We start from the raw sequence: 12,229 nt of genomic DNA on the forward strand, positions 1-12,229 counted from the left end.
ACTAATTGGTATACAAAAAATACATTATTCAATTAATTCAGATACGTATAAGGCAAATGTCCATAACATCTTTCTGGCAGGTGTTGTTACAGGAGGTATTACAAATCATGACTACGATGAAGATAAACAATTTCGCGGAATAAAAGTTGTGGAAACTAAGCTACATAAAATAGCATAAGACGAGAATAGGCACCTGCTGATTTGGTGTCTATTCTCGTCTATCCCTTATCTAAATAGTTTATTTGATAATAAACAGCTTTATTATCTACTGAAGGACTCACTTTGCAAGAGATATTTGAAAAGAATTTTTTCCATACAACAACAATAGTAAACGACTTTTGTGTCAAGTATACGATTTTTTCTATAATTAAACAACTCTATTACTAGCATAAAATCAAGTTTGATAAAACTCTAAATCAAGAATTTAAAAGCCCATTGAATGCGGTAACGTATAGGACTGAATAGTTTTGAGTAGGCGAGAGGGGGAATAGAAAAATGAAGAGACTTATACAGGTCTAATGATTGATCCATGAAAGGGACACACAGGGCTAAATAAGTAACAACAAAGGATACACTCATGAATTTGATATCAATAAAACACAAGGTTTTGCCACTCTAACACTCAAGGTAATAGCAGTTTCCCTTAGGCTCTTTTTTAGCTGAACTTGTGTAATTAATAAAAGTGCCCTAAGATCTCTTTGGATCTTAAGGCACCATGATTTAAATATGTTCTTTAATCCCTGCCGTCTGCTTGCCTGGGACTTCGTGGTGATGGCGGCAACGGGGCTCGTATGATTCCGATGCACCTACAAGAATGATCGGCTCATCATAGGAGGCCGGTGCACCATTAATCAATCGTTGTGTCCTGCTCGCAGGTGATCCGCACACTTCACACACAGCCTGTAGCTTTGTTACTGATTCTGCTAGCGACAATAAAGCAGGCATAGGACCGAATGGTTCACCTCTGAAATCTTGATCGAGTCCTGCCATAATCACTCGATAACCGCTGTCCGCAAGATGCTGGGCAACCCCGACAATTTCATGATCAAAAAATTGCACTTCATCTATTGCAATGATATCTAAGGGCTTGTCTAAATACTTAAAAATATCTGTTGAATGGGCAATAGGTTTTGCCATCACAGAGGACCCATTGTGTGATACGACAGCCTCTTCCGCATAGCGATTATCTATAGCAGGTTTAAAAACAGCTATTTGCTCTTTAGCAAATTGAGCACGGCTGACTCGTTTAATCAATTCCTCAGATTTACCTGAAAACATGCTTCCGCAAATAAGCTCGATCCAGCCTGTTTGTTTCATTACATACATGGAAACAGCTACTCCCTTCCACCTGTCAATCCCTTGGCCATAATGGAATTAGACCCGGCTTTATATAAATTCAAACTTGTTTACAGAAAAGAAAAAACAGGCAAGAAAAATACTTGCCTGTTTTTTGAAAAGTCCGGCTTATTTAATACCGTATTTTTTGTTGAAACGATCAACACGTCCGCCAGCTTCAGCGAATTTTTGACGACCAGTATAGAATGGGTGGCATTCTGAACAAGTCTCAACTTTGATCTCTTCTTTAACTGAACCAGTTTCAAAAGTGTTTCCGCAAGAGCAAGATACTTTTGAAAGTTTATAATTTGGATGAATTCCAGTTTTCATTCTTTTCAGCTCCTTCTGCCCTGAATCATTCGAAACAGAGTTATATACTTCAAGGTGTGGGAAAAGTACCCTCACATTTATTGTAAAAACACATGAACTCATTATAGCAACTTAAGACTAGTTGTGCAACAGTTTGTTTCTTTCCCTGTTTACGAACGTTTTGCGTTCGCTGGTCCCTTTTTCATTTCTAACATCTCTTCATCCAACTTACTGAAAAATTCTTCATTTCCTTTTGTCTGTTTTAAACGGCGAAGGAATTTTTCGGCAAAATCAGGTGAATCAGACATTGTTTTCCGAATTGCCCAAAGTTTATCCAAACGATCTTTCGGAATTAACAGTTCTTCTTTACGAGTACCAGAGCGACGAATATCAATCGCTGGGAAAATACGTCTTTCGGCAAGGGCCCGATCTAAATGAAGCTCCATATTACCTGTACCTTTAAACTCTTCATAAATGACGTCATCCATTCGGGAACCTGTATCTACCAAAGCTGTAGCAAGAATCGTCAAGCTACCACCCTCTTCGATATTTCTAGCTGCACCGAAAAAACGTTTTGGCCGGTGAAATGCAGCCGGGTCAATCCCTCCGGATAGTGTACGACCGCTTGGCGGAATGACAAGGTTGTAGGCACGCGCCAGACGAGTAATACTGTCCATTAAAATAATAACATCACGTTTATGTTCAACTAGGCGCATTGCCCGTTCTAACACTAGTTCTGCCACTTTGATATGGTTCTCCGGCACTTCATCGAATGTCGAACTAACCACGTCCCCAGCCACGGAACGTTCAATGTCTGTTACTTCTTCCGGACGTTCATCAATAAGCAATACAATCAATTCCGATTCCGGATGATTCGTGGTTATGGCATTAGCAATTTCTTTGATTAACATCGTTTTACCAGCTTTTGGCGGTGCAACAATCAAACCACGCTGTCCAAAACCAACAGGTGCTAAGACATCCATAATTCTCGTTGATAAATTCTTCGGTGTTGTTTCCAGTTTAATTTGTCTGTTTGGATACAGCGGTGTTAAGCCTGGGAAATGAACACGCTCTTTAGCGGACTCTGGGTTATCCCCATTGACAGCTTCAACATGCAGCAATCCATAATAACGCTCGTTTTCTTTTGGCGGCCTAACCTTACCGGAAACCTTATCACCGTTACGCAAATCAAATCTGCGGATCTGCGAAGCAGAAATATAGATATCCTCCGAGCTTGGAGAATAGTTAATTGGACGTAAGAAACCAAAGCCTTCTGAAGGGATAATCTCTAAAACGCCTTCCATGAACAGAAGACCATCTTGCTCAGCTTGTGCCTTTAAGATTGCGAAAATAAGTTCCTTTTTTGACAGTTTGCTGTAATAGGAAACTTTATATTCACGCGCGTGCTCATAGAGATCCTTTAGTTTCATGTTTTCTAAATTGGAAATAGTTAAATTCATTATGACACCACACTTTTATTAATTAAACGTTTTCACCCATACTGAAAAAGAAATGGTTTGTTAAATGGAAGAAAAACCGCAATCCATGTACCCGACCAGAGTTTTCTTAGAAAGGATGATACATTTTTACATGTAAAGAAGAAAATTATTTGAAGGCTTCTTGAAGTTTGGAGTGAAAGGGCAGATTATATATATTCAAATCAATTATTAGTAGACCAAGCTTTATTTTACTTTTTTTATTTTAATTATTCAACTTAAATTTTTTTATAGAGAAAGCGAGCGATGAAACCGCTCGCTTTCTCTCGGTAATTTTTTATGAAAATAGTCTCAGTCAATTAAGCCATTCGGTTTAATTTTTAGACTATGTCTTCCATCAATGAAACGAACGGTACCTGATTTAGCACGCATGACTACGGATTGTGTTTCACCGTAATGGCCTTTAAATTGAACACCACGTAAAAGTTCTCCATCCGTCACACCTGTTGCAGCAAAAATTGCATCATCTCCGCGAACCAGATCTTCCATTCTCAAGACTTTCCCTAACTCAAGACCCATTTTCACACAGCGAGCCACTTCTTCTTCACTTTGAGGAAGAAGCTTACCTTGAATTTCTCCTCCGAGGCATTTCAAAGCCACAGCTGCAATAACTCCCTCTGGAGCTCCGCCTGATCCGAATAATATGTCAACACCAGTTAAGTCGAATGCCGTATTAATGGCACCAGCAACATCTCCATCGTTGATTAACTTAATCCGGGCACCTGCCTCACGAAGTTCATGAATGATCTTCGAATGACGATCGCGGTTTAATACCGTTGCGACTACGTCTTGAATATCTTTATTTTTTGCTTTGGCTACCGCTTTCAGGTTGTCCAGTACTGATGCATTGATATCAATCTGTCCAACTGCCTCGGGACCAACTGCTATTTTGTCCATATACATATCCGGAGCATGAAGCAGATTCCCTTTATCTGCAATCGCCAAGACTGCTAAAGCATTCCAACCTCCTGATGCAACGATATTCGTTCCTTCTAAAGGATCAACCGCAACATCCACTAATGGTCCAAGCCCAGTACCAAGCTTTTCACCAATATAAAGCATTGGAGCTTCATCCATTTCCCCTTCACCGATTACAACTGTACCTTGCATAGGAATTGTATTGAAAACATCCCGCATTGCAGTTGTTGCTGCATCATCTGCTTCGTCTTTCTTTCCTCTTCCCATCCAACGTGCAGAAGATAGCGCCGCCGCCTCTGTCACGCGAACAAGCTCCATCGATAAACTTCTTTCCATTCTTGGTTCCCCCTCAATGTGCACTAGCATGCTTTATTTATATATTAGTATAACACATTACTTTATATATGTAACACAATGAGGCAGCAAGAAACGGATCAGCTTTTAAGCTGCTCCACTTCTTCTTCCGTCATTTCTTCACGCCAAATCGTTGCTCCCAAACCTGAAAGTTTCTCTACAAGATGACTGTATCCACGATCTATATGCTCAAGCCCGGTCACTTCAGTAATCCCTTCTGCCATTAAACCGGCAATTACTAAAGCTGCTCCGGCACGTAAATCACTTGCCTTTACTTTTGCACCGTGAAGTTGAACCGGACCATTAATAATTGCGGCTCTGCCTTCGACTTTAATCTTTGCATTCATGCGCCGCAGTTCATCTATGTGCTTAAAGCGGGCCCCGTAAATCGTATCGGTCACCATGCTAGAACCACTTGCTTTTGTTAGAAGAGACGTGAAGGGCTGCTGAAGATCTGTTGGAAATCCAGGGTAAACTAACGTCTTGATATCAACCGCTTTATATTTCTCACCTGGAGAAACAAAGATCTGATCATCACCAGCCTCGATATTTATGCCCATTTCCCGCATTTTGGCCGTTAACGACTCTAAATGCTGGGGAATGACATTATCAATCAAGATGCCTTCGCCGACTGCTGCGGCTAAAATCATGAAAGTTCCAGCTTCTATCCGATCAGGTATAATCGTATGTCTGCAACCATGCAAACTGTCCACACCATCAATACGGATAATATCCGTTCCAGCACCCTTGATTTTTGCTCCCATATTGGTCAACAACGTGGCAACATCAATGATCTCCGGTTCTTTCGCTGCATTTTCAATAACTGTCCTTCCTTTAGCCAAAACGGCAGCAAGCATAATATTAATCGTTGCCCCGACGCTCACGACATCCAAATAGATACGTGCGCCTCGTAGCTCATCTGCCCTTAAGTAAATAGCACCTTGTTCATTCGTCACTTGTGCGCCAAGTGCTTCAAAACCTTTTATATGCTGATCTATTGGTCGAGGACCTAAATGGCAACCTCCAGGCAGGCCAATCACAGCCTTTTTAAACTTCCCTAGCATCGCGCCCATTAAATAATAAGAGGCACGTAATTTCTTCACTCTTCCGTTAGGCAGAGGCATTGAAATCATCCTGCTGGGGTCTACTGTCATTTCTCCATCATTAAAGGCAACATCACCGCCAATTTCCTCCATTAACTCTTTCAGCATCTCTACATCTGAGATATCAGGCAAGCCTTCTATCGTTACAGGAGAGTCTGCTAAAATTGTTGCAGGAATCAAGGCGACAGCACTATTTTTTGCACCGCTGACACGAATGCTTCCCTTTAGAGGATAGCCACCGGCAATTTTAAGTTTTTCCATAATATACTCCCTTCCACGCTAAGCACTTAGAAGCCACTTCCAAAAAGTAATATTTTACCACAAGAAAATTGCATAATCCGACAATATTTACTATCTAGTTTCTTAGTTTACACAAAAATAGAAAAGTCATGTAAAAAAATGATAAAAATTTCTAATTTTGTTTATTTCCATTTAACCGGTGCAATTTATAGCGACTTAGCGGCAAGGTAAATTATGCTTCTGTACGAGAATTCCAATCCTTCAAGAAAGCTTCAATCCCTTTATCTGTTAATGGGTGATGGAATAATTGCATTAAGACTTTATAAGGAATCGTTGCAATATGGGCCCCTTTAAGAGCAGCTTCTGTAATATGCATCGGGTGACGAATTGAAGCTGCGATAATTTCAGCATTGATATCATGAATAGCAAAAATATCAGCAATATCAGAGATTAAATCCAGGCCATTTTGACCGATATCATCTAAGCGTCCTAAAAATGGAGACACATAAGTTGCTCCTGCCCTAGCAGCTAATAATGCCTGGTTGGCACTAAAAATAAGGGTAACATTTGTTTTGACTCCTTGTTTTGTTAAAGCCGCAACAGCCTTCAATCCGTCTGGAGTCATTGGTACTTTAATGGTGATATTAGGGGCAATAGCAATAAGTTCTTGCGCTTCAGCCATCATTCCCTCAAAATCAAGCGCAATGACTTCTGCAGAAACAGATTCCTTTACAAGGCTTGTAATTTCTTTTAAACGGTCATGGAAAGATACACCTTTTTCTCTTGCGACAAGAGACGGGTTAGTCGTAACTCCTGCTAATACGCCAAGTTCGTGCGCTTGTTTGATTTCTTCCATGTTTGCTGTATCAATAAAGAATTTCATAAGTTTTCCTCCGTATGTAATCTTTTTTTTTTGCTGTATATGCATCTGAATTCTAATTGTTCAAAAAACAAAGTGCGATTTTTGGCCGCACGTATAAATAGATACCATCAAAGGGGAAGAGTGCCCCTCTGATGGATATTCTAAATTTAAAAATGATAAAACCTAAAGGCTATAGAATTACGCTTTACCGTTTGAACCAAATTCCCTTATCTTTCCGATGACAGTCTCTTTAATCGCTTCACGGCCAGGTCCCAAGAATTTACGAGGATCGTAAACTTCTGAGTTGCTATTTAGAACCTCACGTACAGCTTTTGTGAAAACAATCTGATTTTCAGTATTCACATTGATTTTTGAAGTTCCAAAAGAGATCGCTTTTTGGATATCTTTCGTAGGAATACCTGTACCGCCATGGAGTACTAGAGGTTTGTTTGTTAAATCCCGTACCTCTTCCATTTCTTTATAACCTAGGTTAGGTTCTCCTTTATATGGACCATGAACAGATCCCAATGCTGGTGCAAAGCAGTCAACATTCGTTTCTTTAACTAGCTGTTCGCACTCTTGAGGGTCTGCATATACGACTCCATCAGCGATTATATCGTCTTCTTGTCCACCAACAGTACCCACTTCTGCCTCAACGGAAACATTGCGTGCGTGAGCATATTCAACAACTTTCTTCGTCGTCTCAATATTTTCTTCAATTGGGTGATGTGAAGCATCGATCATTACGGACGTAAATCCTGCCTCGATAGCTTCTTTACATTTATCAAAGCTTGAACCATGGTCAAGATGAATTGCCACAGGTACTGTGATTTTCATGTCTTCCAATAAACCTTGAACCATCATAACTGTCGTTTTGAAACCACCCATATGACGGGCAGCCCCTTCAGAAACACCAAGAATGACTGGAGATTTTTCTTCTTCTGCAGCAGCTAGAATAGCTTGTGTCCATTCCAGATTATTAATATTAAATTGACCTACTGCATATTTTTCATCAAGAGCTTTATTCAGCATATCTTTCATAGAAACTAAAGGCATTTGATTTCCTCCTACTAGTGAATGTTTATTATTTAAAGTTAATTCTATCTAGATATTCCCTAAAACCTTTGGAACATACACTTATAAATCGGAATATCTCTCCTCTTTTAGCATATCAATACATGAAAAAAACAGCAACAAATTCACTATATCAAGTCTCAAATTTATTCCAAAAAAACACGGCTCATCTTTTAAAAGATAGCCGTGGCATTCTTTAATTTATAATAATATTAATCATAAAGACTGTTAACTTGATTGAATTGGCAAGTGTTCACGCACAGCTTTTCTAATATCATCAATGTCAAACGGCTTGGCAAAGTGAGTCATGGCTCCTAAGTCTTTTGCTTCTTGAATCATATCAAGTTCACCATAAGCGGTCATAATAATGACCCGAATGTCTGGATCAACTACCTTCATCCGCTTCAAAATCTCAATTCCATCCATTCCTGGAATCTTCATATCCAGTAATACAAGATCAGGTGAATGATTATTTAGCACTTCTAAGGCTTGAATGCCATTCGCTGCTTGAAATGTATCATACCCTTCTTTATGTAAAACCTCGTTCAATAAAATACGAATCCCAAATTGATCATCAACAATTAATATTTTCCCTGACATTTTTTCACCTCACCTCTTCCCAATTTATTATTATAAAAAATGTATCTGCCTGACTAAATTACCTGCCAAAGGGTAGTTCGTTAGATTGCCGTCAAATTACATAGATGTCAATGCTTCTATTTTATCACTGATTTCTATGTTCATATTCGATAATTGTAACAAAATTCCTGCCATATGGCTAAAAGGATTTATATTTTTTTGTTTCTTCAATCGATTATGTAAATTCGTCTTTTCAGCCTTAAGCCCCGAAACCTGTCAATGCAGGGGAAAGTCCTTTATAATAGGGGTACTATTTTTAAAGGAGTTTCTAAGCATGTTAAAAATTTTTTCGACGCAGATAAGCGGTTTATTTAAAAAAATGATGGAAAAGGAAGCCTTTGAAATGGAGGATGCCGGACGCTTGTTGGCTCAGGCTGCGGTCGGAGACGGATCTGTTTTTGTACACGGGTTCGGCGAAATGCAAGGAGTGGCAGCTGAAGCGTTGGAAGGGGAGGAACCCTTTCCTAAAGCAAAAAGATACGAAGATGGCGCGGCTATTTCCCGAGAAGATCGGTTTCTTTTATTCAGCCGCCATTCAAACGATTTGGAAGCCGTAAAGCTGGCTAAACAGCTTCAGAAGCAGGATATACCATTTGTTGCGGTTTCAACAGCTGTTCCATCAGAAGAAGAATCGCTTTTGGAGCTTGCTGATGTACATATAGATTTACGAATTCAACGAGGCTTAATCCCCGATGAAACAGGAAATCGATATGGGTATCCAACCCTCATCGCTGCTCTTTTTGCTTATTATGGAATTAAATTCACCCTTGTAGAAATTATTCAAGAATATGAAAATGAAGATTAATTCTTCAATAAAAAAAACAGCCACATGGGCTGTTTTTTTGTTTTATTATTGTTTTTTATTATTTTTTAAAGACATACCAACGAAGTCACGGAATAGTGGCTGTGGACGGTTAGGACGTGACGTGAATTCCGGGTGGAATTGTGAAGCCACGAACCAAGGATGATCTTTTAATTCAATGATTTCAACTAGGCGACCATCTGGGCTTGTACCAGAAAAGACAAATCCTGCCTCTTCCATAGCTGGACGGTAATGGTTGTTGAATTCATAACGGTGACGGTGACGTTCATAAACAACCTCATCATTATACGCTTCGTATGCTTTAGTTCCTTCGATAAGCTTACAAGGGTATAGACCAAGACGCAGTGTACCACCCAAATCTTCTACATCCTTTTGCTCAGGAAGAAGGTCAATAATTGGGTCTGGAGTTTCCTCATTAATTTCAGCTGAGTGCGCTTCTGTCAATCCTAGAACGTTGCGTGCATATTCAATGGATGCCAACTGCATACCTAAACAAATTCCGAAGAATGGTGTTTTTGTCGTGCGGGCAAATTCAGTAGCTGCAATTTTCCCTTCGATTCCACGATCTCCAAATCCTCCAGGAACAAGGATTCCATCTGCATCTTGAAGAAGTTCAGCCACATTTTCTTTTGTAACATCTTCAGAATTTACCCAGTCGATTTCAACATCCGCATCAAATGCGTAACCTGCATGCTTAAGTGCTTCCACTACAGAAAGGTAAGCATCTTGCAATTCAACATATTTTCCGACAAGAGCGATTTTCGTTTTCTTTGATAAAGAAGTAACCTTTTTGACAAGTTCTTTCCAATCTTCCATATCCGCTTCGCCACAGTCCAATTTCAAGTGATCACAAACGATTTGGTCCATGTTTTGTGCTTGAAGCGCAAGAGGGATAGAGTAAAGTGTATCTGCATCTAGACATTCGATAACTGAATTTTTATCGATATCGCAGAATAACGCAATTTTATCCTTCATATCTTGTGAAATTGGGCTTTCTGTACGTGCAACGATGATATTCGGCTGAATTCCAAGACTACGTAATTCTTTTACACTATGCTGTGTCGGTTTTGTTTTCATTTCACCAGCAGCTTTGATGTAAGGAACAAGTGTACAGTGGATATACATAACATTATTGATTCCGATATCACTTTTAATTTGACGGATCGCTTCAAGGAATGGAAGAGACTCAATATCCCCGACCGTACCACCGATTTCAGTGATGACTATATCCGCATTAGTTTCATTACCTGAACGGAATACCCGTTCTTTAATTTCATTTGTGATATGGGGAATAACTTGAACTGTTCCACCTAAGTAGTCGCCACGGCGCTCTTTTCTTAGGACGGTTGAATAAATTTTACCTGTTGTCACATTGCTGTGTTTACCAAGGTTAATGTCAATAAAACGCTCGTAATGACCAAGGTCCAAATCCGTTTCAGCACCATCATCCGTTACAAACACTTCACCATGTTGATAAGGACTCATTGTCCCTGGATCTAAGTTAATATAAGGGTCAAACTTTTGAATCGTTACATTCAAGCCTCTATTTTTTAAAAGTCTACCTAAAGAAGCAGCTGTTATCCCTTTTCCTAAGGAAGAAACTACTCCACCTGTTACAAAAATATATTTTGTCATCTCATATCCTCCTATAGAATGTTTTCATCCAATGCTGTTCTCTTACTTTTTCAAATACATTTAAAACAGAACCCGCATCTTTATGATATAAATTAAATTTCTGCCGCCACACTGGCGGTTTAAAAGCACAAGGCAGGTTTTAACTTCTTGTCCTTTTCGTTTAAGACCGCAAAGCAGTACAAACCAATAATTACTTAAAGGTCTTTAGTGAGAGTCATGCCGGATACACGAATAAGAATAAATTTCCTTAAATGACAGTAACATTTAATTATGTTCTCTATAGTTTTACCTTTATAAGAGAAATCATTTTAAAAAAATAAAAAAATGATGTCATTTATTCATTCCATCATTAAAAACAAAAACGCTCCGCTTACAATAAAAGTAAGGGAGCGATATAATTTAATCATTGTGTCCTTTTTTAAGGAGCCCAAAAATGATTCTACAAATTTCGCCTTAAAAAGTCAAGAGCGATTATTTATTTCTCATGATCTTCATCAAGCTCTTCTTCGTCTTCATCTTCGTCCTCATCGTCTTCTATGACAAATGCTTCGTCTTCAATTATTTCTTCTTCTAGATCGTCATCATCGTCTACGTCATCTTCTAAAAGTTCCTCGTCGATTACTGGAGCATCTAAAAGATCATCGTCGTCGTCATCCTCATCTTCGTCTAAATCATCGATATCTTCTTCAAAATCAAGATCTTCATCTTCAAGCTCATCGAAATCGTCGACAACCACAGCGGCTTTTTTAGCTTTCTTTTTCTTCTTCGGTTTTACAACATGTACAACTTCTTCTTCAATTTGGTCAACTGGGTACCATGTTTTCAATCCCCAGCGGTTGTCTCCAAGTGAAGTAAATCGGCCATCTACATTCAAATCTGTATAGAATTGAGCAATTCTTTTTGCCACTTCTGCTTTAGATAAATGATGAAGCGTAGCTAACTCACTTATTAAATCTTTAAATGGAATCGGTTCATTTCTTTCCACTAACAAATCATATGCCATCTCTATTAAGGACATTTCCAATAACTGCTCTTTTGAGTATTGTTTTAAACTCAAATTCCGCACTTCCCTTCTCTATTCAAACACTAAATTCTGTGTTTTTTCACATAAAAAAATAATCTAAAACAGTATTTCGATAAAATAACGACAATTCCTGCTAGACATATACTCCATTATAAACAATCTAATTGGGTTTATGCTAGTTCTATCTGATACTTTCACAGATTTACCCTTACGTTTATGTAAACAGAAATCTTTAAACAGATTTTATTTACTCTTCAATGATTTCTGACGATAGGCTGCAGTAAAAAATACTATAGATAGAATAAAAAAGGAAACGGCGCCTAATTGATGCTCATACAACTCAAATAAAATAATGATAGCAAAAATATAACCTATGATTAATCCAATCATCTTCAGGTTCATTTTCTCAACTCCAAT

At 38.8% G+C, this 12,229-nt stretch carries 12 protein-coding genes; 1 reads left to right on the forward strand and 11 read right to left on the reverse strand.

Translation table 11 applies throughout. From position 1 onward, the window contains the following. Positions 1–720: 720 nt before the first annotated feature. The 8 genes from NST21_RS27095 to NST21_RS27130 all read right to left on the reverse strand — a co-directional run bounded on the left by NST21_RS27095 (position 721) and on the right by NST21_RS27130 (position 8,291). Complete coding sequence (locus tag NST21_RS27095) at positions 721–1,326, reverse strand: thymidine kinase (protein WP_053348459.1); 606 nt, start codon at positions 1,324–1,326, stop codon at positions 721–723. A gap of 138 nt (positions 1,327–1,464) precedes the next feature. Continuing rightward, positions 1,465–1,665 carry a 50S ribosomal protein L31 gene (gene rpmE, locus NST21_RS27100; RefSeq protein WP_053348458.1) on the reverse strand — a complete coding sequence of 67 codons (201 nt, stop codon included), beginning with the start codon at positions 1,663–1,665 and terminating at the stop codon, positions 1,465–1,467. Positions 1,666–1,814: 149 nt separating this feature from the next. Then, on the reverse strand, positions 1,815–3,104 hold the full coding sequence (rho, locus tag NST21_RS27105; RefSeq protein ID WP_053348457.1) for a transcription termination factor Rho: 1,290 nt from the start codon (positions 3,102–3,104) through the stop codon (positions 1,815–1,817). A gap of 327 nt (positions 3,105–3,431) precedes the next feature. After that, entirely contained in the window at positions 3,432–4,394 is a 963-nt protein-coding gene (gene glpX, locus NST21_RS27110) for a class II fructose-bisphosphatase (RefSeq protein WP_056524152.1), read from the reverse strand. Positions 4,395–4,492: 98 nt separating this feature from the next. Further along, complete coding sequence (locus tag NST21_RS27115) at positions 4,493–5,776, reverse strand: UDP-N-acetylglucosamine 1-carboxyvinyltransferase (protein WP_056524149.1); 1,284 nt, start codon at positions 5,774–5,776, stop codon at positions 4,493–4,495. Between the two features lie 211 nt (positions 5,777–5,987). Then, positions 5,988–6,638: a fructose-6-phosphate aldolase gene (gene fsa / locus NST21_RS27120; protein WP_053348454.1), complete on the reverse strand. Its 651-nt coding sequence runs from the start codon at positions 6,636–6,638 to the stop codon at positions 5,988–5,990. Between the two features lie 177 nt (positions 6,639–6,815). Then, a complete protein-coding gene (locus tag NST21_RS27125; RefSeq protein WP_056524146.1) occupies positions 6,816–7,673 on the reverse strand; it encodes a class II fructose-bisphosphate aldolase in 858 nt (285 codons plus the stop codon). Positions 7,674–7,919: 246 nt separating this feature from the next. Next, positions 7,920–8,291 (reverse strand): response regulator, encoded by a 372-nt coding sequence (locus NST21_RS27130; RefSeq protein ID WP_340892297.1) that lies wholly within the window; start codon positions 8,289–8,291, stop codon positions 7,920–7,922. A 313-nt stretch (positions 8,292–8,604) separates the two neighbouring features. On the opposite strand from NST21_RS27130, the gene NST21_RS27135 reads away from it, so the two are divergent. Further along, positions 8,605–9,135 carry a DUF2529 domain-containing protein gene (locus NST21_RS27135; RefSeq protein WP_340892299.1) on the forward strand — a complete coding sequence of 177 codons (531 nt, stop codon included), beginning with the start codon at positions 8,605–8,607 and terminating at the stop codon, positions 9,133–9,135. Positions 9,136–9,180: 45 nt separating this feature from the next. Here the strand turns inward: NST21_RS27135 and NST21_RS27140 are convergent, their stop codons facing one another. The 3 genes from NST21_RS27140 to NST21_RS27150 form a co-directional block, all read right to left on the reverse strand. Further along, the gene (locus NST21_RS27140; protein WP_056524140.1) at positions 9,181–10,788 is read right to left on the reverse strand and encodes a CTP synthase; all 1,608 of its coding nucleotides are present in this window, start codon (positions 10,786–10,788) and stop codon (positions 9,181–9,183) included. 475 nt (positions 10,789–11,263) lie between these two features. Then, positions 11,264–11,854: a DNA-directed RNA polymerase subunit delta gene (rpoE, locus tag NST21_RS27145; protein ID WP_317629091.1), complete on the reverse strand. Its 591-nt coding sequence runs from the start codon at positions 11,852–11,854 to the stop codon at positions 11,264–11,266. 201 nt (positions 11,855–12,055) lie between these two features. Continuing rightward, entirely contained in the window at positions 12,056–12,214 is a 159-nt protein-coding gene (locus NST21_RS27150) for a hypothetical protein (RefSeq protein WP_340892303.1), read from the reverse strand. Positions 12,215–12,229 lie beyond the last annotated feature (15 nt).

It is taken from the genome of Peribacillus sp. FSL K6-1552 (assembly GCF_038005205.1).
In the GTDB taxonomy this organism is placed as follows: domain Bacteria; phylum Bacillota; class Bacilli; order Bacillales; family DSM-1321; genus Peribacillus; species Peribacillus butanolivorans.

Coding starts and splice junctions, on each gene's coding strand:
- NST21_RS27095 (WP_053348459.1), bottom strand. CDS start 1,326: ATGTATGTAATGAAACAAACAGGCTGGATCGAGCTTATTTGCGGAAGC.
- rpmE (WP_053348458.1), bottom strand. CDS start 1,665: ATGAAAACTGGAATTCATCCAAATTATAAACTTTCAAAAGTATCTTGC.
- rho (WP_053348457.1), bottom strand. CDS start 3,104: ATGAATTTAACTATTTCCAATTTAGAAAACATGAAACTAAAGGATCTC.
- glpX (WP_056524152.1), bottom strand. CDS start 4,394: ATGGAAAGAAGTTTATCGATGGAGCTTGTTCGCGTGACAGAGGCGGCG.
- NST21_RS27115 (WP_056524149.1), bottom strand. CDS start 5,776: ATGGAAAAACTTAAAATTGCCGGTGGCTATCCTCTAAAGGGAAGCATT.
- fsa (WP_053348454.1), bottom strand. CDS start 6,638: ATGAAATTCTTTATTGATACAGCAAACATGGAAGAAATCAAACAAGCG.
- NST21_RS27125 (WP_056524146.1), bottom strand. CDS start 7,673: ATGCCTTTAGTTTCTATGAAAGATATGCTGAATAAAGCTCTTGATGAA.
- NST21_RS27130 (WP_340892297.1), bottom strand. CDS start 8,291: ATGTCAGGGAAAATATTAATTGTTGATGATCAATTTGGGATTCGTATT.
- NST21_RS27135 (WP_340892299.1), top strand. CDS start 8,605: ATGTTAAAAATTTTTTCGACGCAGATAAGCGGTTTATTTAAAAAAATG.
- NST21_RS27140 (WP_056524140.1), bottom strand. CDS start 10,788: ATGACAAAATATATTTTTGTAACAGGTGGAGTAGTTTCTTCCTTAGGA.
- NST21_RS27150 (WP_340892303.1), bottom strand. CDS start 12,214: ATGAACCTGAAGATGATTGGATTAATCATAGGTTATATTTTTGCTATC.